The sequence below is a fragment of the Zoogloea sp. JDB1 genome, from assembly GCF_056724025.1.
In genome coordinates, this window is the sequence record NZ_CM161496.1 from 1642618 (window position 1) to 1666481 (window position 23864).

24 protein-coding genes are annotated in these 23864 nt (G+C 66.0%); 17 read left to right on the forward strand and 7 right to left on the reverse strand.

Going from position 1 to position 23864, the window contains the following annotated elements:
* Window positions 1-7: 7 nt before the first annotated feature.
* Window positions 8-586 (forward strand): phasin family protein, encoded by a 579-nt coding sequence (locus AC1PPK_RS07265; protein WP_481117169.1) that lies wholly within the window; start codon window positions 8-10, stop codon window positions 584-586.
* Between the two features lie 67 nt (window positions 587-653).
* Here the strand turns inward: AC1PPK_RS07265 and AC1PPK_RS07270 are convergent, their stop codons facing one another.
* Entirely contained in the window at window positions 654-3074 is a 2421-nt protein-coding gene (locus AC1PPK_RS07270; RefSeq protein WP_481117170.1) for a Lon protease family protein, read from the reverse strand.
* Between the two features lie 129 nt (window positions 3075-3203).
* Between AC1PPK_RS07270 and AC1PPK_RS07275 the strand changes: the two genes are divergently transcribed.
* The 5 genes from AC1PPK_RS07275 (at window position 3204) to AC1PPK_RS07295 (ending at window position 6892) form a co-directional block, all read left to right on the forward strand.
* On the forward strand, window positions 3204-4289 hold the full coding sequence (locus AC1PPK_RS07275; RefSeq protein ID WP_481117171.1) for an ADP-ribosylglycohydrolase family protein: 1086 nt from the start codon (window positions 3204-3206) through the stop codon (window positions 4287-4289).
* Between the two features lie 152 nt (window positions 4290-4441).
* Window positions 4442-4951, forward strand: coding sequence for a hypothetical protein (locus AC1PPK_RS07280; protein WP_481117172.1), 510 nt, complete (start codon window positions 4442-4444; stop codon window positions 4949-4951).
* Window positions 4952-5019: 68 nt separating this feature from the next.
* The gene (locus tag AC1PPK_RS07285) at window positions 5020-5409 is read left to right on the forward strand and encodes a magnetosome magnetite crystal formation protein family (protein WP_481117173.1); all 390 of its coding nucleotides are present in this window, start codon (window positions 5020-5022) and stop codon (window positions 5407-5409) included.
* Window positions 5409-6401: a 4Fe-4S binding protein gene (locus AC1PPK_RS07290; protein ID WP_481117174.1), complete on the forward strand. Its 993-nt coding sequence runs from the start codon at window positions 5409-5411 to the stop codon at window positions 6399-6401. The genes AC1PPK_RS07285 and AC1PPK_RS07290 overlap by 1 nt, the downstream gene beginning before the upstream one ends.
* The gene (locus AC1PPK_RS07295) at window positions 6398-6892 is read left to right on the forward strand and encodes a hypothetical protein (RefSeq protein ID WP_481117175.1); all 495 of its coding nucleotides are present in this window, start codon (window positions 6398-6400) and stop codon (window positions 6890-6892) included. Before AC1PPK_RS07290 ends, AC1PPK_RS07295 begins: the two co-directional genes overlap by 4 nt.
* A 6-nt stretch (window positions 6893-6898) precedes the next feature.
* Here the strand turns inward: AC1PPK_RS07295 and AC1PPK_RS07300 are convergent, their stop codons facing one another.
* A complete protein-coding gene (locus AC1PPK_RS07300; protein ID WP_481117176.1) occupies window positions 6899-8395 on the reverse strand; it encodes a protein adenylyltransferase SelO in 1497 nt (498 codons plus the stop codon).
* 136 nt (window positions 8396-8531) lie between these two features.
* On the opposite strand from AC1PPK_RS07300, the gene AC1PPK_RS07305 reads away from it, so the two are divergent.
* Together AC1PPK_RS07305 and AC1PPK_RS07310 are read left to right on the forward strand one after the other, a co-directional pair.
* The gene (locus tag AC1PPK_RS07305; RefSeq protein ID WP_481117177.1) at window positions 8532-9932 is read left to right on the forward strand and encodes an ATP-binding protein; all 1401 of its coding nucleotides are present in this window, start codon (window positions 8532-8534) and stop codon (window positions 9930-9932) included.
* Window positions 9925-10560, forward strand: a complete 636-nt coding sequence (locus AC1PPK_RS07310; RefSeq protein WP_481117178.1) for a response regulator — start codon at window positions 9925-9927, stop codon at window positions 10558-10560. Before AC1PPK_RS07305 ends, AC1PPK_RS07310 begins: the two co-directional genes overlap by 8 nt.
* Window position 10561: 1 nt before the next feature.
* Here the strand turns inward: AC1PPK_RS07310 and AC1PPK_RS07315 are convergent, their stop codons facing one another.
* Window positions 10562-11017: a cupin domain-containing protein gene (locus AC1PPK_RS07315; protein WP_481117179.1), complete on the reverse strand. Its 456-nt coding sequence runs from the start codon at window positions 11015-11017 to the stop codon at window positions 10562-10564.
* A 243-nt stretch (window positions 11018-11260) separates the two neighbouring features.
* Between AC1PPK_RS07315 and AC1PPK_RS07320 the strand changes: the two genes are divergently transcribed.
* From AC1PPK_RS07320 to AC1PPK_RS07330, 3 genes are read left to right on the forward strand one after another with little or no spacing between them, the layout of a single operon-like run.
* Entirely contained in the window at window positions 11261-12178 is a 918-nt protein-coding gene (locus AC1PPK_RS07320; RefSeq protein ID WP_481117180.1) for a tetratricopeptide repeat protein, read from the forward strand.
* Between the two features lie 4 nt (window positions 12179-12182).
* Window positions 12183-12695 carry a MotA/TolQ/ExbB proton channel family protein gene (locus AC1PPK_RS07325; RefSeq protein WP_481117181.1) on the forward strand — a complete coding sequence of 171 codons (513 nt, stop codon included), beginning with the start codon at window positions 12183-12185 and terminating at the stop codon, window positions 12693-12695.
* Window positions 12692-13006: a DUF2149 domain-containing protein gene (locus AC1PPK_RS07330; protein ID WP_481117182.1), complete on the forward strand. Its 315-nt coding sequence runs from the start codon at window positions 12692-12694 to the stop codon at window positions 13004-13006. The genes AC1PPK_RS07325 and AC1PPK_RS07330 overlap by 4 nt, the downstream gene beginning before the upstream one ends.
* Window positions 13007-13057: 51 nt before the next feature.
* Here the strand turns inward: AC1PPK_RS07330 and AC1PPK_RS07335 are convergent, their stop codons facing one another.
* The 4 genes from AC1PPK_RS07335 to bamE form a co-directional block, all read right to left on the reverse strand.
* Window positions 13058-13426, reverse strand: a complete 369-nt coding sequence (locus AC1PPK_RS07335; RefSeq protein ID WP_481117183.1) for a DUF779 domain-containing protein — start codon at window positions 13424-13426, stop codon at window positions 13058-13060.
* An 81-nt stretch (window positions 13427-13507) separates the two neighbouring features.
* Window positions 13508-15028 carry an acetaldehyde dehydrogenase ExaC gene (gene exaC, locus AC1PPK_RS07340; RefSeq protein ID WP_481117184.1) on the reverse strand — a complete coding sequence of 507 codons (1521 nt, stop codon included), beginning with the start codon at window positions 15026-15028 and terminating at the stop codon, window positions 13508-13510.
* A 232-nt stretch (window positions 15029-15260) separates the two neighbouring features.
* Entirely contained in the window at window positions 15261-17087 is a 1827-nt protein-coding gene (locus AC1PPK_RS07345; protein WP_481117185.1) for a methyl-accepting chemotaxis protein, read from the reverse strand.
* Between the two features lie 123 nt (window positions 17088-17210).
* Window positions 17211-17693 (reverse strand): outer membrane protein assembly factor BamE domain-containing protein, encoded by a 483-nt coding sequence (bamE, locus tag AC1PPK_RS07350; protein WP_481117186.1) that lies wholly within the window; start codon window positions 17691-17693, stop codon window positions 17211-17213.
* Between the two features lie 135 nt (window positions 17694-17828).
* On the opposite strand from bamE, the gene AC1PPK_RS07355 reads away from it, so the two are divergent.
* The 6 genes from AC1PPK_RS07355 (at window position 17829) to AC1PPK_RS07380 (ending at window position 23810) form a co-directional block, all read left to right on the forward strand.
* Complete coding sequence (locus AC1PPK_RS07355; RefSeq protein WP_481118193.1) at window positions 17829-18941, forward strand: branched-chain amino acid ABC transporter substrate-binding protein; 1113 nt, start codon at window positions 17829-17831, stop codon at window positions 18939-18941.
* Between the two features lie 56 nt (window positions 18942-18997).
* Complete coding sequence (locus tag AC1PPK_RS07360) at window positions 18998-20110, forward strand: branched-chain amino acid ABC transporter substrate-binding protein (protein ID WP_481117187.1); 1113 nt, start codon at window positions 18998-19000, stop codon at window positions 20108-20110.
* A gap of 143 nt (window positions 20111-20253) precedes the next feature.
* On the forward strand, window positions 20254-21186 hold the full coding sequence (locus tag AC1PPK_RS07365) for a branched-chain amino acid ABC transporter permease (protein WP_481117188.1): 933 nt from the start codon (window positions 20254-20256) through the stop codon (window positions 21184-21186).
* Between the two features lie 16 nt (window positions 21187-21202).
* Complete coding sequence (locus AC1PPK_RS07370; RefSeq protein WP_481117189.1) at window positions 21203-22303, forward strand: ABC transporter permease subunit; 1101 nt, start codon at window positions 21203-21205, stop codon at window positions 22301-22303.
* Window positions 22300-23088, forward strand: coding sequence for an ABC transporter ATP-binding protein (locus tag AC1PPK_RS07375; RefSeq protein WP_481117190.1), 789 nt, complete (start codon window positions 22300-22302; stop codon window positions 23086-23088). Before AC1PPK_RS07370 ends, AC1PPK_RS07375 begins: the two co-directional genes overlap by 4 nt.
* Window positions 23085-23810: an ABC transporter ATP-binding protein gene (locus tag AC1PPK_RS07380; protein WP_481117191.1), complete on the forward strand. Its 726-nt coding sequence runs from the start codon at window positions 23085-23087 to the stop codon at window positions 23808-23810. The genes AC1PPK_RS07375 and AC1PPK_RS07380 overlap by 4 nt, the downstream gene beginning before the upstream one ends.
* The last annotated feature ends 54 nt before the right edge of the window (window positions 23811-23864 follow it).

The window sequence follows — 23864 nt, forward strand, 5'->3', positions numbered from 1 at the left end:
GAACACCATGTCCGTCAGCCCCGAACAGTTCGTGGCCACTTCCAAGGCCAACGTCGAAGCCGGTCTGAAGACCGCCACCAGCTTCGCCACCACCCTCTTCACCGCTGTCGAGCGCATTGCCAGCCTGAACCTGGCCACCGCCCGTGGTGCTTTTGACGACAGCCTGGCTTTCTCCAAGGCTGTGCTCGCCGCCAAGGATCCGCAAGCCTTTGCCGCCCTGCAACTGGGCGCCATCACCCCGGCCGTCGAGAAGTCCGTGGCCTACGGCCGCAGCCTGTCCGACATCGGCGGCGACACCCAGGAAGAGCTGACCAAGCTGGTCGAAGCCGAAGCCGCTGTTCTGTCCAAGAACATCGACGTCGCGCTGGACGGCTTCTTCAAGAACGCCCCGGCCGGTTCCGAGCCCGCCATCAAGGCCGTGAAGACCGCCCTGGCCAACGCCAGCAGCGCTTACGAAGGCGCTACCAAGGCTGCCAAGCAAGTTGCCGCAGCTGCCCAGGCCAGCGTCGAGAAGGCCACCCTGGTTGCCGTCGAGAGCGTCGACAAGGGCACCAAGGCTGCCGCTTCCGCTCTGAAGGTCGCCTGATCGTCCGCGGCTCGCGCCGCGCGTTCATAGCGTCCTGCGAAAGGGCCCTTCGGGGCCCTTTCGTCGTTTACGCGTCGTGGGTCTTGTCGTCCTTCTTCGGATGGATGAAGGCCTGGCGCAGGCGGGCCAGCTCCTGCAGGCCCGCTGCGATGCGGCCATTGACCGAACCATCCGGCCAATTGCCATCGGTGTCGGCCTGGCCGGCTGGCAGCCCGGTGAGCAGTGCCAGCGCCTCGTCCACACTATTGACCGCCCAGATGTGGAAGCGCCCGCTACGAACGGCATCGACCACCTCGCTGGCGAGCATCAGGTGGCACACGTTGGCGCTGGGGATCAGCACCCCCTGTTCGCCGGTCAGGCCGCGGGCCGCGCAGAGCTCGAAGAAGCCTTCGATCTTTTCGTTGATGCCGCCGACAGGCTGCACGATGCCGAATTGGTTCACCGATCCGCTGACGGCCAGCGACTGGTTCAGCGGCAGTTTGGCTACGGCCGACAGCAGCGCGCACAACTCCGCCAGAGACGCGCTGTCGCCCTCCACGCCGCCGTAAGACTGTTCGAAGACCAGGCTGGCCTTCAGGCACAGTGGCGTGCCGAGGCCGAAGCGGGCGCCGACGAAGGACGACAGGATCAGTACGCCCTTGGAGTGGATCGGCCCGCCGAGTTTCACTTCCCGTTCGATGTCGATGACCTCCCCGTCGCCGACCCGCACCGTGGCGGTGATACGGGCCGGGTGCGCAAACGTGCTTTCCCCCAGCTGGATCACCGCCAGGCCGTTGACCTGGCCGACGTGCTGGCCTGCACTGGCGATCAGCAGCTGGTTGCGCAGCATTTCGTCCCGGTAGCGCAGGCGCAGGCGCTCGTTGCGGTGCCGCTGGGCGGTAAGGGCGGCTTCCACGTGCTCGCGGCCGATGGTGTCGGCTTCCGCGCTGGCTGCGAAATGGTTGGCCTGGCGCAGAAGATCGTCAATGGGTTGGGTGTGGGTGCTCAGGTGTTCTGCATCGCAGGCCAGCCGTGCCGCATGCTCGATGATCCGTGCCACAGCTGGGGCCGACAGCGGGCGCAATTTGGCCTGGCGGGCCAGCGTGGCGATCAGGTGGGCATAGGTCGCGGTGTTCTCCGGTGTGCGGACGATCTCGCTTTCCATGTCGGCGTTGATCTTGAACAGGGACGGAAACTCCGGGTCGTACTGCGACAACAGGTAATACACCAGCCGTTCGCCGACGAGCACTACCTTCAGGTTCAGTGGCATCGGCTCCGGCTCCAACTGGACGGTGCTGCCCAAGCCGATCAGATCGGACAGGGACTCGATGCGCACCACTCCAGCCTTCAGGCAGCGCTTGAGGCCTTCCCAGGCGTAGGGCTGGTTCAGTACGCGCAGCGCGTCGAGGACCAGGAAGCCGCCATTGGCCCTCTGCAGTGCGCCGGCGCGGATCAGTGTGAAATTGCTCATCAGTGTGCCCATGTGAACCATGTGCTCGATGCGCCCGACGAGGTTCTGCAGGGTCGGATGGTCCTCGTACACCACAGGCCGCTGGCCACCGGATGGGTTCTCCACCAACAGGTTCACCAGGTAGCGCTGCACGGCGATCATGCCGGAGTAGGTGGTGGTTTCGCTCTCCTCGTCGCCGCGCGTGGATTCGCGCAGGGATTCGCCACTCTCCGTGACGTCGCGCAGAAGCTCGTCCAAATAGGCGATGACATCCGGCAGGTCGGCGTAGTCCGGTTTGAGATCGTCCACCAGATGGGTCACGGTGACCTGTAGGGCTTCGCTACCGGCCTGCCTGATCCGGTTCTGAAGTTCCCGGCGCCAGCGCGGGAAGTCGTTCGTCAGCTTGTGCAGGCGCTCACGCAAGCCCTTGATGTGCTCCTCCAACTCGTGCTGGCGGGCTTCCGGCAGTTCGGCGAATTCTTCCGGCGTCAGCGTGGCCTCGCCATTCTTCAGTGGCACGAAGGCAAAGCCATGGGGCGTGCGCAAAAGGGCCACGCCCAGTTCCCCCGCATCGCGGCCGAGGGTCTGTAACGCGGTTTCCTCGCGCAGCTTCTCTTCTTCCTGCATGGCTTCCAGGCGGCCCCGGTAGTCGTCGCTCTGAAAGGCGGCATTGATGGCTGGAATCAGTTCCTCGACAAAGTGCTGCATGTCGTCCCGCAGGCGGGCGCCGCGGCCGCAGGGCAGACGCAGCAGACGTGGCCTGTCCGCGTCACCGAAGTTGAAGACGTAACACCAATCGGCCGGTGCATCGCCGCTGTGGCTCTCGGCTTCCAGAAGCTGGCGGATGATGGCGTGGCGGCCACTACCGGTCTCGCCGAGAAGGAACAGGTTGTAGCCGTCGTGACGGATTTCCAGCCCGAGATGGATCGCTTCGATGGCCCGGCCGTGGATCTGCGCGGCATCCAGGTCGGGCAACTCGGCACTGGTTTCGAAGGGGAGATCGGCCGGAATGCAGGCGGTGTAGAGAACATCCGGTGGCAGGGGATGCAGCGAAGTCATCGGGCGGGCCTTGTGTCATGCGCTGCCGCTAGCATAATCACTCCACTGAGCGCCGGCCATCATCGAATTGCACGCGGTTCGCTTTTCCCGGCGCCCGAATGATCTGCGTCAATTCTTCCGGAGGTTCGCATGTCCGCTCAATCCCTGCAGGATCGTGCCGTCGGAGCCCTGATGGGGGCCTTCATCGGCGATGCACTGGCTCTCGGCCCTCACTGGTACTACGACCTGGATGCCCTGCGTGCCGACTACGGCAACTGGATCGATACCTACACGACGCCGCGCCCCGGCCGCTATCACGCCGGGCTGGCGGCCGGCCAGCCATCCCAGGCCGGGGTGTTGCTGGCGCTGACGCTGGATTCGCTGGTGGAGAGGGGTGGGTATGACGAAGCCGACTTCTGCCGGCGCATGGATGAGGATTTCTTCCCGCTGATCGATGGTACGCCGATGCACGGCCCTGGCGGCTATACCAGCCAGTCGATACGCGAGGCCTGGCGCCGGCGCGTCGGGCAGGGGCTGGCGTGGGGCCATTGCGGTGGCAATGCGGATACCACCGAGGCGGCTGAGCGGACGCTGGCGATCGCCGTGCGCTATGCGCTGCGCCCCGCCGAACTGGCGTCGGCGGTGACGCGCAACACCGTGCTGACGCAGACCGACGGCACCGTGGTAGCGATGACCGTGGCTTTCGGGGCGGTGCTTGGCATGCTCGTCGAAGGCTATGCGCTGGACGAACAGCTATCGGGCCGACTGATGGCGCGCGTGAAGAGCGGACTGCTGCCGTTCCATTCGGTGACCCGCGGCGCGCTGCAGGCACCCCATCCGGACGCCGAGGAGGCGCCGGTGGCCGGACGCTTTCCATCCCCGGACGCCCTGCTCGGGCCGTCCGACACCGCGCGGGCCGCACGTGATCCGTCCATCCGCATCGAGCCTGCGTGGAAGGTGTCGCTGGTCTATGGAATGCCTTGCGCGGTGTATCACCAGTTCCCCGCCGCCTATTACCTCGCCGCCCGCTTTCCGGACGATTTCGAATCGGCGGTGCTGCATGCGGTGAACGGCGGTGGCCAGAACCAGGCCCGAGCCATCCTCACCGGTGCTCTGGCCGGCGCCCAGAGCGGCTTGTCGGGCATTCCCCAGCGCTTCATCGACGGCCTGGAGAACGGGGCCGAGCTGCTCGAGCAGGCCCGCCGCCTGGCCGTTCAGGTCATCGTGGGGACTTAGCCGCGTATGTCCGGCGTATGTCCCGCTTATTCCGGCTCTCGGCGGACGTCACCGGTGAGGGCCGGCTGCCCGGCTCATTCCAATGTCGTTACAATGCTGCGCGGATCGGACATGAAGGCCCGGGATACGCGGGCCATGTGGAGGAGATAGGGATGAGCGTCATTTTTGCCAAGACCCTGAAGGGGTACGAGGAGATCGAGCGCCGGGCTGCCGGCTTCAGCCCACGGGTACGCCGCGTGCTGATCTTTGTGGACGGCAAGCGTACGGTCGAGGACCTGCGCGGCCTGCTGCAGTCGGACGATCTGGAGCACACCCTCGGCATGCTCGAGGAAGAGGGCTACATCGGGATGGTGGAGGCCATCGGGCCGGACGGCGTGCGCCAAGCCCCGCCACCACAGCAACCTCCACTGACGGCCTTTCGCCTGCATCCCCCGGGGGATGACCCACAGCGTTTCAGAAAAGCCCGAAATTTCATGGTCAACACCCTCAACACCTTCATTGGCGCGGTGGGGACCAGTTCGTTGCAGAACCGTATCGACGCGGCCGCCAGTCCGGCCGCACTGCGCGAGCTGTTCGATGAGTGGTATTACGCCATCGTCAGCTCCCGCGATGGCCGGCGGGAGGCCGAACAGCTGCGCCGCCTGCTGCTCGAGGTGATCTGAGGCGGGCGCAACCGCACTTGCGCCGCATCAAGTACGCGGCGGCAGGGGATGGCTAAGCTGAGGATGCCATGGCCAGTTCCGAGCTCGACTTCAACATCCCAGGCCGCGAGATCGCCGTCGCGGCGGAGGCTCTGTACCTGGCCAATCTGATGATCGTGCCAGGCATTGCTTTCATCGCGCTGCTGGCGCTGTGGTTCCGTGAGCGCCGGCGGGCGCCCGAGCTGGCCCGTGGGCACCTGAGCCAGACCGTGGCCGCCAGCCTGTGGGCTGGCGTGCTGCTGGTGGTCGCCAACGGGGCGATCATCCTCGCCGGCGGCTACGGTTCGCCGGCCACCTGGGTGATCGTGATCCTCTATTTCACGACCTGCCATTCCACGCTGATCTTCTGTGGGGCCATTGGCCTCGCCAAGGCGCTGGCGGGCAAACCCTTCCGTTTTCCCCTGATCGGACCCCGTTGATGGCAACACCTCGTGTGATCCCGATCCACCCGGTCAACACGGCGCGGCCAGACGGAGGCCGCCAGCGTCTGCGGCGCTGGGCCCAGGGCGGCTTCTTCGTGCTGTTCGTGCTGGCTCCGGTGTTCAATCTGCTGCGTTACGACCTGGTGGCGGGGCACGCCTGGCTCTTTGGCTTTGAGTGGCACGCCGGCCTGGAAGATTTCTCGGCTGGCCACGTCGATGCGCTGGGAGCGGTGCTGCGGGTCATCGGGCGGGTGTTGCTGCCGATCCTCGCTGTCGGCGCTGTTCTGATCGGCGTGGCCTGGCGCTGGGGGCGGCTGTACTGCGGCTGGTTGTGTCCGCATTTCTCGGTGGTGGAAACCATCAATGGCTTTATGCGCCGCGCCATCGGTCGCCCCAGCGTGTGGGAGGCTCGTGAGCTGCCCCCGTGGGAACCAGACGGCACGCCGGTCCGCTACGACCGCCTGTGGTGGCTGGTGACCGTGCCGCTGGCGGTGGGCTTCGCCTTCGTGTGGGCGGTGGTGCTGCTCACCTACCTGCTGCCGCCCTTCCAGGTGTACGGACACTTGCTGGCACTGGCGCCGAGCCGCAACGAATTCATCTTCATCACCGCCGGCACGTTGGTACTGTCGATGGAGTTCCTGTTCGCGCGGCATCTGTTCTGCCGCTATGCCTGCGCGGTCGGCCTGTTCCAGAGCCTGGCCTGGATGGGCAACAAGGCGGCGATGGTGGTCGGCTTCGAGCGTGAGCGGGCCGCCGACTGCGCGAGCTGCTACAGCGCCTGCGACCATGTCTGCCCGATGCGCCTGAAGCCGCGCAACATCAAGCGCGCGATGTTCACCTGCACCCAGTGCGCCCAGTGCGTCAGCGCTTGTGAGACGACCCAGCGCGACAACCCCCGCGGCCCCTTGCTGCAATGGGTCAGCGGAGATGCGGCGCGGCATAACGAGGCGGCCTTCAGCGCGCCGAAACCGGAAAGGAAGAACCTGTGAGTGGCTTCAACGATTTCGCCATCGCCCGTGCGCTGCACGTGCTGGCGGTACTACTGTGGATCGGCGGTGTGGCCTTCGTGACGCTGGTGCTGCTGCCAGCCTGCCGGGCGCTGGCCGAGCCGCAGGCCCAGCTCGAACTGTTCGAGCGGCTGGAGCACCGTTTCGCCGGGATCGCTCGCTGGAGCGTGCTGCTGGCCGGTGCGTCGGGGACGTGGCTGGTGTGGCGGCTGGGCGTCGGTTCGCGCTTCGCCGATCCGGCCAATTGGTGGTGGATGCACGGCATGGTGATCGTGTGGACCCTGTTCGCGGTGATGCTCTTCATCCTCGAACCCTTCGTGCTGCACAAGGCTTTCCAGGCCAGTGCCCGGCGCGATCCGCTGGGTACGATGGCACGCATCCAGCGCGTGCACGTGGTGCTCCTGAGCGTGAGCTTGATCGTGGTGCTCGGCGCCGTGGCGGGTAGCCACGGCGGCTGGGTCTTCCCGGTCTGATCGGAGTCAGCTCGAACAGCTCACGGCCAGACCTTCCGCCCAGTCCGGCGGCGGCGCAGCGAAGCGTTCGTATTCCGGCTGAGCGTCGAAGGGGCGCGACAGGCAGGCCAGTACGCTGCGCACTTCGCTGAAATCGCCAGTCTGCGCGGCACGGATCGCCCCTTCGGCGATCCAGTTGCGCAGCACGTACTTGGGATTGACGGCGTCCATGGCGGCCTGGCGTTCGGCGTCGGGGCGTCCGTCGGCGGCGATGCGCGCCCGCCATTGGGCTATCCACGCGTCGCCGGCGTCCCTATCGATCAGCAGATCGCGCAGCGGCGCGTCGGAGGTGGCTCGTCCGGCTTCGTCCACCTGGGCCGGCAGGCGGCCCAGATTGCGGAAGAACAGCGTGAAATCCGGGTGCTGCTGCTGGAGCAGCTGGAAGGTGTCGCCGATGAAGTCTTCGTCGCCCGGGCGGACTTCGGCAAAGCCCAGCTTGGCGCCGAACAGCGCGAAGAACTGTTGCTCGAAGACTGGCGCGTAGCTCTCCTCGATGGCCGCCTGCACCGCGGCGGCCTCGCCGATCAGCGGCGCCAGCGCGCGGCCGAGTGCATACAGGTTCCAGTGGCCGATCTGCGGCTGGGCCTTGTAGCTGTAGCGGCCGTGGTCGTCGGAATGGTTGCAGATGTGGCCGGCGTCGAAGGCGTCCATGAAGCCGAAGGGGCCGTAGTCAAGGGTCAGGCCGAGGATGGACATGTTGTCGGTGTTCATCACCCCGTGCATGAAGCCCACCGCCTGCCAGCGGGCGATCAGCTCGCCGGTGCGCCGGCCGACGTCGCGCAGCAGGGCTTCGTAGGGGTTGGCGGTGTTCCGGCATTCGGGGCGGAAGCGGTCGATCACGTAGTCGGCGAGCTGGCGCAGCTCGTCCAGCTTGCGATTGGCGGCCCAGTGCTCGAAGGAGCCGAAGCGGATGAAGCTCGGCGCCAGCCGCGTCACCACGGCGGCGGTTTCGATGCTTTCCCGGCGCACCGGCGCGTTCGAGCCGACCACCGCCAGCGCGCGGGTGGTCGGGATATCGAGGCCGGCCATGGCCTCCGAGCACAGGAATTCGCGGATGCTCGAACGCAGTACCGCGCGTCCGTCGGCGAAGCGGGAGTAGGGTGTCTGGCCGGCGCCCTTGAGCTGGATCTCCCAGCCACTGGCAGCGTCTGTCAGGCCAATGGCCACTTCGCCGAGCAGGTGGGCGCGGCCGTCGCCGAGCTGGCCGGCCCATACGCCGAACTGGTGGCCGGAATACACCGCGGCGAGGGGCTCGCTGCCAGGCAGCAGGCGGTTGCCGGCGAAAAACTCGGCGAACTCGGGGCGTGCCAGTTCGCCCTCCGAGAGGCCGATCAGTGTGGCCGCGGACGGGCTTGCGGCGACCAGGTAGGGATCGGGCAGCGGCTGCGGCGGCAGGCGTGTGTAGAAGGCGGCGGGCAGCCGCGCGAAGGCGTTGTCGAAGGGCAGGGTTTCGAGGGTGTGCATGGTCTCTGTTCGGGCAATTTGCCCACGGGGGTTCGGGTAATCTGCGGGACCGCGGCTCGGGCCGCGTGTTTTATAAAATCCGACTGTTTCACTATGGTATGGCTGTGCAGGCCTGAGGGGAAGGATGGAGACGTATATGAGCCGTCCGGCCGTGGCGATGGACGAGGGGCATGAGCACAGCGTGGACCTGAAGCGCACGCTGTTGCTGCGGGTCAGTCTGTTCGCAGTGGTGATCGGGCTGCTGGCCAGCGCGGTGGTGCTGCAGCGGGCCGAGGCGCGCATGCGGGCCCATATCGAGAGGGCGGGTGGTGCAGTGGAGCGCCTGCTGGCCAGCGAGGCGGCGCAGCCGCGGGATGTATTCCGGCGTAGCCTGGACGGACTGGACCTGTCGTCCCTCGACGGCATCGGGCCGCTGCTGGGTATCTGCGTGGCGGTGGAGGACATCTACAAGCGGCCGGTGGTGCGCCGCTGCTTCGGCGACGGGGCGGAGGCGCCGATCCTGCTGCGTGGCTTGCTGGCGGCCTTGACCGGGCCGGACATCGCGTTCCGCGGGGTGATCGGCCAGTATCCGGGCGTGAAGGTAGGCGAGTTCGTCGTCACCCCCAACCTGGATAGCGAGGCAAACGCGGTGTGGGACCAGATCCGCACCGTGCTGGGCATGACCATCGGTATCCTGGTGCTGAACCTGCTGGTCTACCTGCCGGTACGCCGTGCGCTGGGGCCGGCGCAGGAGATCCTGGCAGTGCTCGGGCGTCTGCAGGCCGGTGACCTGGCGGCGCGCATGCCGCGCCCGCGGCTGGTGGAGCTCCGCCTTATCGCCAGCGGCTTCGACCACTTGGTGGCGCGCCTGCAGCAGACCCTGGCCGGCCAGCGTCAGCTGGCCTTGCGCCTGCTGACGGTGCGGGAAGAGGAGCGTCGCCACCTGGCGCGGGAGCTCCATGACGAGTTCGGTCAGTGCCTGGCCTCCATCGGTGCCGAGGCCGCCTACGTCAGCGCCGCGGTGGAGAACTCCCGCCCGGATCTGCTGCCGGCCGCCCAGGCCATCGCATCGGTCACCGGCCACATGATGGAGAGCCTGCAGGGCATCCTGCATCAACTGCGGCCGGTGGGGCTGGAGGAGTTCGGTCTGCAGGCGGCGCTTGAGCAGTTGCTGGCAGGCCGGCGCCGTCGGCGGCCTGACTGCGCTTTCACGCTGGACATCGACGGGGTAGTGGACGATCTGCCCGACGGCCTCACGGTCAGCCTATATCGTATCGTGCAGGAGAGCCTCACCAATGCATTGCGCCACGGTGATCCGGAAAAGGTGACGGTGCGCCTGCAACTGGACGCGGCTGGCTGCCGCCTGCGGGTGGAGGATGACGGCGAGCCGCGCGAGGGCGATACGGCCGGCAGTGGCCTCGGGGTGCTGGGCATGCACGAGCGGGTTGAAGCCCTCGGCGGGCGCTTCGCGTTGGAGCCGGTCACGCCGCGGGGCATGCGGGTGAGTGCGATCTTTCCGCCCGATGCCTGCCACGAGGAAGGGGCGGCCCATGTCTGACATCACTCGCCTGCTGCTGGTGGATGACCATGCCATCGTGCGCGAAGGCTATCGCCGTCTGCTCGAGATGCGGCCGGACCTGCGCATCGTCGGCGAGGCGGGCACGGCCCGCGACGCGCTGGAACAGTTCCGGGCGCTTGAACCCGACGTGCTGGTCCTCGATCTGGGTTTGCCCGACATGGGCGGCGTGGAGCTGATCCGACGCCTCGTGCAGCGTGACGACCGCGTGCGCATCCTGGTCTTCACCATGCACCGGGAGCCCTTGTTCGCGACCCAGGCGCTGCGTGCCGGCGCCCTTGGCTACGTAACCAAGAGCAGCCCGCCGACGGTGCTGGTGGAGGCGGTTTACACGGTGGCCGCACGGCGTCAGGTAATCAGCCCCGACATCGCCCCGGAGCTGGCCCTGGCGCTCGTCGACCGCCCGCGGGAGCCGCTCGCCGAGCTGGCACCGCGGGAGTTCGAGATCCTGCGACTGCTCCTCGACGGCTGCAGTGCCGAGGAGATCGGCGAGCGTTTGTCGATCTCCTCGAAGACGGTGCAGAACTGTCACTACCAGATCAAGAGCAAGCTCGGCGTGCGCAGCGATATCGAGCTGACCCGGCTGGCGCTGCGCCTCGGGCTGATCTGATTCAGGCCGCTTCCGCCTCTGCTTCGGCGGCAGCGGCCTCGAACAGGGCCTGCAGGGTTTCCAGGCTCAGTTCGGCGATCGTCTCGCCGGCATCGTCAAGGATCTCGTACAGCAACTCGCCGGGCTGCGGGCGCATGCTGAACAGCACGATGCAGTCTTCGGCGCCGCCGCCTTCGCGGTGCGGTGTTTTGCTGGGCGGCGACACCGTGTAGCTGCCGGTCGGGCGTACTTCCCGCAGGCGGCCGTCCAGTTCGTAAAGGCGATGCTCTCCCTGCACGACGAAGGTGTGGTTGAGGGCCTTGTGGCGGTGCAGGACGATCTGCTGACCGGCGGCGAACTTGAACAGCACATCGGCGATGCGCTGCTGCATGTCCACCTGCAGGATCGCATAGACGAAATGGGGAAAGTCGCCGAAGGGCTGCCAGCGGATGAGGCGTTCGTCGAAGTGGTGGGGCATGGGTTTGTCTCCTGGTTGTCGAGGCCGGATGGCCGCTGCCAGTAGACCCTGGCGGGCTGCGCCGCCGTGAGGTCAGCCTGCCCGGAAAAGGGTGGGCAATCTTCCCGATGCAGATGAGGTCTGACGGTCGGGCAATTTGCCCACCGGCATCCGGGCAGGATGCCGATGCTCCGGTTCGTCCCCAGGCCTAGAGTCGGAGTGAGGCGGGGCACGGGTTCCCGCCATGACTCGACGGGGATGCCGATGCGCAGATCGACCGGGGCCGCCATGCTGGCCCTGTTTTTCACCACCGCCGCAGTGGCTGCGGACAACCGCTTCTGCGGCGGGCCGGTGCCGCAGACCGGGGAGCCCACCGACCTGGCCCACGTGGTCGGCGACCAGACCCTTGAATACATCGTGGATCAGCCGGCCAGCCTGATGGTGTGCAGCAAGGGCTATCTGCTGGAAAAGTGCGGCGACCACGACAACGCCCGCAAGGTCTTCGACAAGTGCATCGCCGCCGGCTATATCGGCGCGATGATCTGGAAGGCCTTGATGCTGCAGGATGGGGCGGGCGGCGTGCCACCGGATCTGCCGGCCGCCGCCGAGCTGATGCACCTGGCGGCGCTGGCCGGCGATTCCCCGTATGCGACCTTGGGGAAGCTCCACTACGCGAGCGCCTTGCAGGAGGGACGCGGCGTGCCGAAGGACGAGGTGGAGGCGCGCAAGTGGTTTGAGGCGGCGGCGCGCGACGGTAATCCGGATGCCATCGAGTTCCTGCGCACTGGCTACCACGTGGGTGACCGGGACGGGCAGGCGCGGGGCACCGGCACGCCGCCGCCCCCGATGCCGGTGGGCCCGACGCCGCCTTTGCCGGGGGAGCTGTTCGAGGCCGCACAACCAAAAGCACCCCCACGGCCTGCCCAGGAGGTGCGTGGGGCCAGCGCACGGCGTCTGCTGGATGCGCCGCCTGTCAGCCCGCCACCGCCCGCCACTGCGCCCGTATCCGCTCCTGTCGCCGGGCAGCATCTGGCGAAGCTGGCCGAACCCGTGGTGCAGCCCGTGGGTTCCGCGTCGGGCGGGCTGGCCGCGCTGTTCGCCGTGCTGCTCCTGTCGGGCGCCCTGCGCCAGTCCCTGCGCGCGCCGACGGCGCGCCGCTCATTTTTCCTTTCCAGAGCCTGAAACGATGAATGCCAATCTTGAAATCCTGATGTACGACGCCAGCCAGCTCTTCCTGGCGCCGGTACTGCTCGCCATCGCGGCGTTGTTCCTGTACGCCTTCCACGCCTGCGGGGCCTTCTTGTGGCAGGCCTGGCAACGGCGGCTGGGCGTGGATGCCGGCTTCGAGCTGGTCGAATTGCACCGCGCCAATCCTGCGCTCGACATCGCCGAGCTGGAGGCGGCAGCCAGCCAGCGCCTGGAAGTCTCCCGCATCGCCACACGGGTGGCGCCGATGCTCGGCCTGGTGGCGACGATGATCCCGATGGGGCCGGCCCTCAAGGCGCTCGGCGACGGGCAGCTGGCCGATGTGTCGCACAGCCTGATGGTGGCCTTCTCGGCGGTGATTCTGGCCCTCATCGCGGCGGCGCTGACCTTCTGGGCGCACAGCGTGCGGCGGCGCTGGTATGCGACAGATCTGCTGGCGGTCGAGAAGGGCCTGCCCGCGGCCGGGTCGGCGGCGATGGAGGCGGCGCGATGAAATGGCGTCTGCATGATGCCGGCGAGGACGACGATCCGCTGCTGTCGGTGATCAACCTGGTGGATGTCTTCCTGGTGCTGATCGCCGCGCTGCTGCTGGCGGTGGCCCGCAGCCCGGTGAACGTCTTCGATGCCGGGCAGGTGACGGTGATCCGCGATGCCGGTACGCCGGACATGGAGATCGTCGTCAAGAACGGGAAGAAGATCGAGCGTTTCCGCGGCGATGGCGCCGCGGCGTCGCCCGGCCAGGGCGTCAAGGCCGGCATCGCCTACCGGATGCCGGACGGTTCGCTGGTCTACGTTCCGGAATGATCTGCTGATCTGCGCGCTCCCGCTGGCGGGGGCGCTTTTTTTGTCCTGCCTTCAGCCCGCGCTGACGGGACACACGCTCGGCAGCTCGTCGTCGGTGAACGGGCGGGAGTGGGTGAAGAAGGCCTTGCCGCGGCCGCAGTCGAGGGAGAAGTCGCCGCCGTTGCCCGGTTTTACGTCGAGGGTCAGCTGGCTATTCTCGTAGTACTGGAACTCCTGATGCCCCAAGTAGAAATCCGCGCCATTGATTGTGCCCAGCTTGAGCATGGTCTGGCCGGGAAGCACCTCGCCGAGCTTGTAACAGTTGGGCACGCTGCCGTCGCAGCAGCCGCCGGACAGCAGGAACATCAGCGGGCCATGCTCGGCGCGCAGTTCGTCGATGTACTGATTGGCCGCTTCGGTGGCCACGATGCGTTCGGTCATGTTCGCGCTTTCTTGAGGGCGAAAAAAACGGGGCGAGAAACCCGCCCCGTAACACCTTGCCTTACTCGTGAAATGCCTGGATCAGAAGAAGCCCAGCGCGTTCGGGCTGTAGCTGACCAGCAGGTTCTTGGTCTGCTGATAGTGGTCGAGCATCATCTTGTGGGTTTCGCGGCCGATGCCGGATTCCTTGTAGCCGCCGAAGGTGGCGTGGGCCGGGTAAGCATGGTAGCAGTTGGTCCATACGCGACCGGCCTTGATGTTGCGGCCCATGCGGTAGGCACGGCTGCCGTCGCGGCTCCACACACCGGCGCCGAGACCGTAGGGGGTGTCGTTGGCGATTTCCAGGGCTTCGGCTTCGTCCTTGAAGGTGGTCACAGCCAGCACCGGTCCGAAGATCTCTTCCTGGAACACGCGCATCTTGTTGTGGCCCTTGAAGAGGGTCGGCTGGATGTAGTAGCCGCCGGCCAGATCACCGTTCATATGGGTGCGATCGCCACCGATCAGGCACTCGGCGCCTTCCTGGCGACCGATTTCCATGTAGGACATGATCTTGTTCAGCTGGTCTTGGGAGGCCTGGGCACCCATCATGCTGTCGGTGTCGAGCGGGCTGAGTTGCTTGATGGCCTTGACGCGGGCCAGCACCTTTTCCATGAAGCGGTCGTAGATCGACTCCTGGATCAGGGCGCGGGACGGGCAAGTGCACACTTCGCCCTGGTTGAAGGCGAACAGCACCATGCCTTCGACAGCCTTGTCGAGGAAGGCGTCGTCGGCCGCCATGATGTCTTCGAAGAAGATGTTGGGGGACTTGCCGCCCAGTTCCAGGGTGGCGGGAATCAGGCTGGTGGCAGCGGCCTGGGCGATCACGCGGCCGGTGGCGGTGGAGCCGGTGAAGGCAATCTTGGCGATGCGGCGGCTGGTGGCCAGCGGCATGCCGGCTTCGCGGCCGTAGCCATTGACGATGTTCAGCACGCCCGGCGGCAGCAGGTCGGCGATCAGCTCGGTCAGGATCAGGATGGAGATCGGGGTCGACTCGGCCGGCTTCAGGACCACGCAGTTGCCGGCGCCGATGGCGGGAGCCAGCTTCCAGGCGGCCATCAGGATCGGGAAGTTCCAGGGGATGATCTGGCCGACGACGCCCAGGGGCTCATGGAAGTGGTAGGCGACGGTGTTTTCGTCGATCTCGGAGATGCCGCCTTCCTGGGCGCGCAGGCAACCGGCGAAGTAGCGGAAATGGTCGACAGCCAGCGGGATGTCGGCGTTCAGGGTTTCGCGGATGGCCTTGCCGTTATCAACGGTTTCGGCGTAAGCCAGCTTCTCGATGTTGGCTTCGAGGCGGTCGGCGATCTTCAGCAGCAGGTTGGCACGCTCGGCAGCCGGGGTGCGGCCGAACTTGTCGGCGGCGGCGTGGGCGGCGTCGAGGGCCAGCTCGACGTCTTCGGCGCCGGAGCGGGCAGCCTGGGTGTAAGGCTTGCCGGTGATCGGGGTGACGACGTCGAAGTACTCGCCCTTGACCGGAGCGACCCACTTGCCGCCGATGAAGTTGTCGTACTTGGACTTGTATTGGACCTTGGCGTCGGCAGAGCCGGGCAATGCGTACAGCATGGGTATCTCCTCCAGGTGTCGGTTCGAAAACGCTTCGTGCAGCGCTGAACCTTATTCAGCAGGGGGCATGCCAGTATCGGATCAGGTCTGGTTATGGATTCAAACGTCTTGTTTATCAGTGGCTTGGCGGAGTTGTCCAAATTTTGTGCAGCGCAATGACCAGGCTGTTGAAGTGTTTAATTTCGATACATATGCTCCATGCGAAGTGCACGATGGAGCACCTGGCGTTGCATCAGGCGATGCGAAAGCGTCCGGATACGACTTCCAGCTGGCGGGACAGTTCGGCCAGTTCGCTTGCCGCGCGGGTCAGTGTGGCGGCGCTGGCGGCGTTGGATTCGGAGGTGCCGGCAATGCGTTCGACCCGCTGCGCGATGTCCCGGGCGGCGGTCGATTGTTCCTCGAGACCCAGCGTGATGCCGGCCACCGAGGCAAGCACGCGCTGGGTACTGTCCTGGATGCTGCCGACCGTGGCGCCGGCCTCGGCGGCCAGCGAGACGCCGCGGGCCACCCGCGTGACGCCGGCCTCCATGTCGTCGGCCGCGCCGCGGGTCGCGCTCTGGATGCGCTCGATCATCGTGGTGATCTCGGCGGTGGAGTTGGTGGTGCGCTCGGCCAGTTTGCGTACTTCATCGGCGACGACGGCAAAGCCACGTCCCGATTCGCCGGCGCGGGCTGCCTCGATGGCGGCGTTGAGGGCGAGCAGGTTGGTCTGGTCGGCGATGTCGCGGATCACGCCGACGATCATCGAGATGTCACCGGACAGGCTTTCGAGATCGCGTACGGAGTTGGCCGACTCGTTCACCGATTCGGCGATGGCGCGCATCTCGCCGGCCGCCGCGGTAATGACTCTGGCACCGCTGCTGGCCTGGCTGCCCGAGCCTTCCGAGAGTTCCCGTGATTCACGGGCGTGGTCGCCGATGTGGTCGATGGAGACCGACAGTTGCTCCACGGCCGCGGCCATTGCCGACGCCGATTCGGACTGATCTTCGGCGAGCCGGTGAGTGTCGCTGGCGGTCTGGCTGAGCTGGCGGGCGTTGGTGAGTAGCGCGGTGACCTGGTTGCGGATCGATGCGATCAGCTCGTGCAGGTTGTTGCGCATGACCGCCAGGTGGATGATTAGGGCACCCAGTTCATCGTATCCGGCCTGGGGGAGAGGTTGCAGCAGGTTGCCGCTGGCAATGGCCTCGGCAACACCCTTGCCAGCGTCAACGGACTGACGCAGGCGGTGAGCCAGTGCCGCGGACCCCAGTGCAGCGGCGAGCAGGCCGATTGCGCCGAGTCCGATGAACAACTGCAGGAGGTCCTGGTAGTGGGCTTCGGCACGGGCGTATTCGGCCTGGGCCACGTCTCCCTGGTGGCGCAGCGTTTCACCGAGCTGGTCCAGCCCGCCTGCGTCGAGGCTGCCGTTGGCCCGCAATTGGGCGCTCAGGGAGGCGACCTGTTGCACGAGTCCGGCTTGTGCGCTCTGGTGTTGTTTCAGTGCATCGCGGGCCTGTGCCGCGTCGTTGAGCCCGACGATACCGAAACCGGCACCGATGGCTGCCACGAAGGCTGTGAGCAGATAGATGCGGGTGCCGATGCTGAGGGCTGGAACGATCCGTTGTGCCAGCGCGGCGATGCCGCGGGGGGCGAGACGTCCTTCCTGCAACAGGATGCTCGGATCGCGCCGCATCTGCGCATAGAGGGCTTCGGCGCCGCTGATCTCGCTGCGCGTGGCCTTGATGCGCACGGACATGTAACCGGAACCGTCGGGAAGGGGCGTGGCGGTGGCGTTGACCCAGTAGAAGTCGCCGTTCTTGCGGCGGTTCTTGACGACGCCGCTCCAAGGGCGGCCGCGTAACAGGGTGTCCCACATGTCCCGATAGGCTTCCGACGGCATGTCGGGGTGGCGGACGATATTGTGGGGCTGACCGATGAGTTCATTGTAGGTGAAGCCGCTGGCGGCGAGGAATTCGCCGTTGCAGTCGGTGATCTTCCCGTCCCGGTCGGTGCGGCTGATGATTGCCGCGCCATCCGGGATGACATATTCGTTCTGGCTGACAGGCTGGTTGTTGCGCACGGGGGGCTCCGGGGCAGGGTCGGTGCGCGTTTATAACGGATTAAACCCTCAATGCTGAAGGGCTATTCGCAACATGCGGACGGACTTTCTCCACAAAACTATTGTTTTTGTGTGGTTTTGTCGTTATCCGCGTGTTTCGGTGCTGCGGCTGGTGCCCGTGACGACGCCGTTCTGGTCGAAATGGATATTGAAAAAAATGGCGGCGTTGAATTCTGGTGGCAGGCGCCAGTCCCACACCTCCTCTTTTTTCAGCGCGAATTGCTGGATGCTGCGCGGTTTGCCGAGCAGGCGGCGGACCTGATCGCGGGTCCAGCCGGGTTGCACGCGGGCGAAGTTCTCCGGGGTCAGCACGTTTTCCAGGCTGCGCAGGATGTTGTCGGGGCCGATGGTGGCCATGAAGCACTCGGTGCCTTCGGGCTGACGTGTGTATTCCCAGGTCACGCTGCCGTCCTCGTTGCGCCATTCGATACCGGGCTGGCCGAGTTTGGTGCGCACGTCGTAGCCGGTGGACACGCCGGGCTTGAGGTCTTGCATGTTTGCGGCGTCGCAGCCGGCCAGGCCGAGGGCGGCCAGGGCGCCGAGCAGGAGGGCGATCAGTTGGCGCATCGGGGGCTCCATATCTACCCGTTTCCGGTCAAAGCGGCCGGGCTTGGTTACAATCCACCCCCGGCAGGACCGGGGCTTTCACGGTCGATTCTGGCACGAACCCACTTGGCGGAGGACGGGCAGGTGAAACACGACATGAAGGTGCTGGCCCTGGCGGGCGTGATGATGTTCGGCGGTACCGCGGCATGGGCCGACGTGATCGTGAAGATCGGTTTTGCAGGACCTCTGACCGGGCCGATCGCCCACGTGGGCAAGGACGAGCAGTACGGTGCCCAGCTGGCCCTCGACGACACCAACGCGAAGGGCGTGGTGCTTGGCGGGCAGAAGCTGCGTTTCGAGCTGCTGTCCGAGGATGATCAGGGCGATCCGCGCACCGCCACCACAGTGGCCCAGCGCCTCGCCGACGCGGGCGTTAAGGGGGTGGTCGGGCACGTCACCTCCGGTGCGTCGATTCCCGCTTCGCGCATCTATGAGCAGGCCGGAATCCCGGCGGTCACCCCGTCGTCCACCAGTCCCAAGCTGACCCAGCAGCGCTACCGCACGACCTACCGGGTCATCGCCAACGACACCCAGCAGGGAGCGGCGATGGTCGGCTTTGCTGCCGACGTGCTGAAGGCGAAGCGCATCGCCGTCATCGACGATCGCACGGCCTACGGCCAGGGGCTGGCCGACGCGGTGGTGGACAGCCTCAAGCGTCGTGGCCTGGCGCCGGTCGGGCGGGAGTTCACGTCCGACAAGGCCACCGATTTTGCGTCCATCCTGACAAAGCTGAAGGCGGCCCAGCCGGATGCGATCTTCTACGGTGGCATGGACGCCCAGGGCGCACCGCTGCTCAAGCAGATGAAGCAGCTCGGCATTGGCGCCAAGTACCTGGGCGGCGACGGGGCGTGCACCACCGAGATGATCAAGATCGCCGGCGCGGCGATGAGCGAGGACGTGTATTGCACCAAGGCCGGTATCGCGATGGAGAAGATGCCCGGCGGCAAGCAGTTCAACGAGCGCTTCAAGGCGCGTTTCAAGGTGCCGGTGCAGCTCTATGCGCCCTACAGCTACGATGCCACGATGGCACTCATCGAAGCGATGAAACTGGCTAATTCGACCGAACCCGCCCGTTATCTACCTTTCTTGCAGAAAGTGGCGTTCAAGGGCATCACCGGCAACATCGCCTTCGATGCCAACGGCGATAGTCGCGAAGGCGGCGTGTCCCTGTACCAGTTCAAGGCCGGCCAGTGGGAGCCCCGCAACTGAACGGCCCCGAAGTTGCTTGCCTGCTTCACACCTTACAAATCCGAGGAGAAAACCGCATGAAACACACCCTTGTCGCCCTCGCCGTGCTCGGTCTTGGTGCATCCGGCGCTTACGCCCAGGAAGTCGTCAAGCTCGGCACCGCGGCGCCGCTGACCGGTACCCAGGCCCACCTGGGCAAGGACATCGAGAACGGCGTGCGCCTGGCCATCGAGGAGTACAACGCCAAGGGCGTGACCCTCGGCGGCAAGAAGGTGAAGTTCGAGGTACAGGCCGAGGATGACCAGGCCGATCCGAAGACGGCCACCACGGTGGCTCAGCGCCTGGCCGACAGCGGTGTGAAGGGCGTCATCGGCCACCTCAATTCCGGCGCTTCCATCCCCGCCTCGCGGATCTACAACGAAGCCGGCCTGCCGCAGGTGTCGCCGGCCTCCACCAACCCCAAGCTGACCCAGCAGGGCTTCAAGGGTGCCTTCCGCACCATCGCCAACGACGTGCAGCAAGGTCAGGCGATCGGCCGCTACGCCGCCACCAAGCTGGGCAAACGGGTCGCCCTGATCGACGACCGCACGGCCTACGGCCAGGGCCTCGCCGACGAGGTGGACAAGGCCGTCAAGGCCGCCGGGGGTACGCTGACCGGGCGTGAATTCACCAGCGACAAGGCCACCGACTTCCTGGCCATCCTGACCCGCATCAAGGCCCAGAACCCGGACGTGATCGTCTATAGCGGCATGGACACCCAGGGTGGTCCGATGCTCAAGCAGATCAAGCAGCTCGGCATCACCGCCAAGTTCATCACCGGCGACGGCGGCTGCACCGGCGAAATCGCCAAGCTGGCCGGCGACGCGATCGGTGCCAACGCCTTCTGCACCCAGCCGGGCCTGCCGCTGGACAAGATGCCTGGCGGCAAGGATTTCAACGCCCGCTTCAAGAAGCGCTTCAACACCGACGTGCAGATCTATGCCCCGTATTCCTACGACGCCGCCGCGGCGATCATCGAGGCGATGAAGGCTGCCAACAGTTCCGACCCGGCCAAGTACGGTCCCTTCATCTCGAAGGTGCATTTCCCTGGCGTGATCGGCACCGTGGCCTTCGACGCCAAGGGTGACATCAAGGACGGTGCAGTCACCGTCTACCAGTTCAAGGCCGGCAAGTGGGAGGCCGTGCAGTAATCCGATAGCCGGCCCTCAGGGGCTCGAATGGGCGCGGAGTCGACTTTCAGGCGACCGGCGCCCATTGTTGTATCTCCGGGGGCGATCGAGTTTGCCCCAACCGGGGTTTTTCCCTCTCTTCACTCTGCGGTGTATCGCAATCAATGGAAACCCTCCTCCAACAAACCGTGAATGGCCTCGTAGTGGGCAGCGTGTATGCGCTGGTCGCCCTCGGCTATACGATGGTTTACGGCATTCTCGGGCTGATCAATTTTGCCCACGGTGATGTGTTGATGGTCGGCGCGCTGGTTGCCCTCGAGGCGATCCGCCTGATCCAGACCCATGCGCCCGAACTCGGCCTGGTGCCGACGCTGCTCGGCGGCCTGACCGCCTCCGTGCTGGTGTGTATGGCGCTCGGCTACACCATTGAGCGCACCGCCTACCGCCGCCTGCGCAATGCGCCGCGGCTGGCGCCGCTGATCACCGCCATCGGCGTGTCCTTCCTGCTGCAGACGATCGCGATGATCATTTGGGGCCGCAACTACCATACCTTCCCGCAATTGGTGTCCACCACGCCGCTGGAGCCGGTGGCCGGCGTCTTCATCACGCCGGTGCAGATCGCCATCCTGGTGGTGTCTGCAGCGCTGATGGTGGCCCTGATGCTGCTCGTCAATAAAACCCGCCTCGGCCGCGCGATGCGCGCCACCGCCGAGAACCACAAGGTGGCCAGCCTGATGGGGGTGGACACCAACAAGATCATCGCCGCCACCTTCATCATCGGTTCCGCGCTGGCGGCGGTTGCCGGCGTGATGTTCTCGTCCAACTACGGCATCGCCCACTACGCGATGGGCTTCATGCCGGGCCTCAAGGCCTTCACCGCGGCGGTGCTGGGCGGCATCGGCAATCTGGGCGGGGCGATGCTCGGCGGGCTGGTGCTGGGCCTGGTCGAATCCATCGGCGCCGGCTACATCGAGGACATGAGCTTCGGCTTTCTCAATTCCAGCTACCAGGACATTTTCGCCTTCATGATCCTCGGCATCGTGCTCATCTTCCGGCCCACCGGCCTGCTGGGCGAGCGCGTGGCCGATCGGGCGTAGCAGGGGAGTCAAAAAAATGCATGAACTCGCCCTCGCCATTCCCTGGCTCGGCAAACGCAACCCGGCGGCGGCCCGCGGGGTTGTGATCCTGCTGGCCTTCGCGGCACCGTTGATCGCCATGCTGTTCGGCAAGACCTGGGTGCGCATCCTCGACTTCGCGATGCTCTACGTGATGCTCGCCATCGGCCTCAATCTGGTGGTGGGTTTCGCCGGTCTGCTCGATCTGGGTTACATCGCGTTCTACGCGGTCGGTGCCTACACCTTCGCCTTCCTGGCTTCGCCGCAGTTCGAGCTGCATCTGCCGTTCTGGCTGGTGCTGCCGCTAGGGGCCGGCTGTGCGGCGTTGGCCGGCATCGTCCTCGGCTTGCCCACGCTGCGCCTGCGCGGCGACTACCTGGCCATCGTCACGCTGGGCTTCGGGGAGATCGTGCGGATCTTCCTGAACAACCTGAACCAGCCGATCAACATCACCAACGGGCCCCAGGGCATCAACATGATCGACCCACTGGTGCTGTTCGGCTGGGACGTCTCCAAGCCGCTGAAGATCGGCGAGGAGATCACGGTCAATTCCCTGTTCCAGTACTACTACATCTTCCTGGCCTTCGTCGCCCTGTCAGTGGTGCTCGTGCAGCGCCTGCAGGTGTCGCGGGTTGGCCGAGCGTGGGCGGCGATCCGCGACGATGAGCTGGCCGCCAAGGCGATCGGCATCAACACGCGGAATATGAAGCTGCTGGCCTTCTCCCTCGGCGCCACCTTCGGCGGTGTCTCCGGAGGGTTGTTCGCCGCCTTCCAGGGCTTCGTGTCGCCCGAGAGCTTCTCGCTGATGGAGTCCATCGCGGTGCTGACGATGATCGTCTTCGGCGGCATGGGCAACCTGGCCGGAGTCATCGTCGGCGCGCTGGCCCTCACCGCGCTGCCGGAGGTATTGCGTTATGTGGCGATCCCGGTGCAGCAGGCGCTGTTCGACAAGGTTATCCTCGACCCCGAAGTGCTGCGCATGCTGCTGCTGTCGCTGGCGATGATCTTCATGATGCTGCTGCGCCCGGCCGGGCTGATTCCCGCCTACAGCCGCTATTCCCGCCCCGAACTGGTAGTCGGCAAGGAGGGCAGCAAGTGATCACCCTGCTTGAAGCACGCGGCATCACCAAGCGCTTCGGCGGCCTGATGGCCCTGTCCGACGTGTCGCTGACCATCCGCAAGGGCGAGGTTTATGGCCTGATCGGCCCCAATGGCGCAGGCAAGACGACCTTCTTCAACGTGTTGACCGGCGCCTATGTGCCGGATGGCGGCGAGCTGGTCTTCAATGGTACCAAACTGCCCTCCGGCAAGCCGCATCAGGTGGTGGAGGCCGGCATCGCCCGCACTTTCCAGAACATCCGCCTGTTCCGCGACATGACGGCGCTGGAGAACGTCATGGCCGGCCACCACATCCGTTCCCGTGCCAACCCGTTCGCGATCCTGCTGCAAACCCGCCAGGCGAAGGAGGAAGAGCGCCTGATCACCGAGCGGGCTTACGAACTACTCATGTATGTGGGCATCGAACGTTTTGCCGACACCGTGTCGAAGAACCTTTCTTATGGTGACCAGCGCCGCCTGGAGATCGCGCGTGCGCTGGCCACCGAGCCGCAGCTCTTGGCCCTCGACGAGCCGGCGGCGGGCATGAACGCCACCGAGACTGCCAAGCTGCGCGAACTGGTGCAGACCATCCGCCATGATGGCGTCACGGTGCTGCTCATCGAGCACGACGTGAAGCTGGTGATGGGCTTGTGCGACCGCCTAGCGGTGCTCGACTTCGGCAGGAAGATCGCCGAGGACGTGCCGGCCGAGGTCCAGAAGAACGAAGCCGTGATTTCCGCCTACCTGGGCGGGCACGGCAAGCACAAGGCAGGAGCGGCGGCATGAGCGACGCGAACACGCCGATCCTCCAATTGCGCGACACCAAGGTGGCCTACGAGGCCATTGAGGCGGTGAAGGGCATCAGCCTGGAATTGGCGAAGGGCGAACTGGTGTCCCTGATCGGTGCCAACGGCGCCGGCAAGACCACCACGCTGAACGCCATCGCCGGCACCCTCGGCACCGCCGGCGGCGAGATCCGCTACGCCGGTGAGGCCATCGACAAGCTGCCGGCCCACAAGCGCCTGCGCAAAGGGCTGGCCCTGGTGCCGGAAGGGCGCGGCATCTTCACGCGCCTGACCGTCGAGGAGAACCTGCGCATGGGCGCCTACTGCCGGCGCGACATTGACGCCGTCGAGGCCGACATGGAGCGCATCTTCGGCATGTTGCCGCGGGTCAAGGAGCGCCTGGCCCAGGTGGCCGGCACCCTGTCCGGCGGCGAACAGCAGATGGTGGCCATCGGCCGCGCGTTGCTGTCGCGGCCCAAGCTGCTGCTGCTGGACGAGCCGTCGATGGGCCTGGCGCCGCTGGTGGTGGAGAAGATTTTCGAGGTGATCCGCTCGGTGGCCGCCGAGGGCGTCACCATCCTGCTGGTCGAACAGAACGCCAACCTGGCGCTGGAGTTCTCCCAGCGGGCCTACGTGATGGAGTCCGGACGCATCACCCTCAGTGGTTCGGGGGCCGACTTGCTCGCGGATGCCAAGGTACGCGCCGCCTATCTGGGGGAGTGAAGGATAGGGGCTGACGTGGAGGGCTTTGCCGTCTAGTCTTTGGAGACGGGGTTC

Bases quoted from the DNA above. Each gene is read 5' to 3' on its own strand.
- AC1PPK_RS07265 (WP_481117169.1), top strand. From the start codon at position 8: ATGTCCGTCAGCCCCGAACAGTTCGTGGCCACTTCCAAGGCCAACGTC.
- AC1PPK_RS07270 (WP_481117170.1), bottom strand. From the start codon at position 3,074: ATGACTTCGCTGCATCCCCTGCCACCGGATGTTCTCTACACCGCCTGC.
- AC1PPK_RS07275 (WP_481117171.1), top strand. From the start codon at position 3,204: ATGTCCGCTCAATCCCTGCAGGATCGTGCCGTCGGAGCCCTGATGGGG.
- AC1PPK_RS07280 (WP_481117172.1), top strand. From the start codon at position 4,442: ATGAGCGTCATTTTTGCCAAGACCCTGAAGGGGTACGAGGAGATCGAG.
- AC1PPK_RS07285 (WP_481117173.1), top strand. From the start codon at position 5,020: ATGGCCAGTTCCGAGCTCGACTTCAACATCCCAGGCCGCGAGATCGCC.
- AC1PPK_RS07290 (WP_481117174.1), top strand. From the start codon at position 5,409: ATGGCAACACCTCGTGTGATCCCGATCCACCCGGTCAACACGGCGCGG.
- AC1PPK_RS07300 (WP_481117176.1), bottom strand. From the start codon at position 8,395: ATGCACACCCTCGAAACCCTGCCCTTCGACAACGCCTTCGCGCGGCTG.
- AC1PPK_RS07305 (WP_481117177.1), top strand. From the start codon at position 8,532: ATGAGCCGTCCGGCCGTGGCGATGGACGAGGGGCATGAGCACAGCGTG.
- AC1PPK_RS07310 (WP_481117178.1), top strand. From the start codon at position 9,925: ATGTCTGACATCACTCGCCTGCTGCTGGTGGATGACCATGCCATCGTG.
- AC1PPK_RS07315 (WP_481117179.1), bottom strand. From the start codon at position 11,017: ATGCCCCACCACTTCGACGAACGCCTCATCCGCTGGCAGCCCTTCGGC.
- AC1PPK_RS07320 (WP_481117180.1), top strand. From the start codon at position 11,261: ATGCGCAGATCGACCGGGGCCGCCATGCTGGCCCTGTTTTTCACCACC.
- AC1PPK_RS07325 (WP_481117181.1), top strand. From the start codon at position 12,183: ATGAATGCCAATCTTGAAATCCTGATGTACGACGCCAGCCAGCTCTTC.
- AC1PPK_RS07330 (WP_481117182.1), top strand. From the start codon at position 12,692: ATGAAATGGCGTCTGCATGATGCCGGCGAGGACGACGATCCGCTGCTG.
- AC1PPK_RS07335 (WP_481117183.1), bottom strand. From the start codon at position 13,426: ATGACCGAACGCATCGTGGCCACCGAAGCGGCCAATCAGTACATCGAC.
- exaC (WP_481117184.1), bottom strand. From the start codon at position 15,028: ATGCTGTACGCATTGCCCGGCTCTGCCGACGCCAAGGTCCAATACAAG.
- bamE (WP_481117186.1), bottom strand. From the start codon at position 17,693: ATGCGCCAACTGATCGCCCTCCTGCTCGGCGCCCTGGCCGCCCTCGGC.
- AC1PPK_RS07355 (WP_481118193.1), top strand. From the start codon at position 17,829: ATGAAGGTGCTGGCCCTGGCGGGCGTGATGATGTTCGGCGGTACCGCG.
- AC1PPK_RS07360 (WP_481117187.1), top strand. From the start codon at position 18,998: ATGAAACACACCCTTGTCGCCCTCGCCGTGCTCGGTCTTGGTGCATCC.
- AC1PPK_RS07365 (WP_481117188.1), top strand. From the start codon at position 20,254: ATGGAAACCCTCCTCCAACAAACCGTGAATGGCCTCGTAGTGGGCAGC.
- AC1PPK_RS07370 (WP_481117189.1), top strand. From the start codon at position 21,203: ATGCATGAACTCGCCCTCGCCATTCCCTGGCTCGGCAAACGCAACCCG.
- AC1PPK_RS07380 (WP_481117191.1), top strand. From the start codon at position 23,085: ATGAGCGACGCGAACACGCCGATCCTCCAATTGCGCGACACCAAGGTG.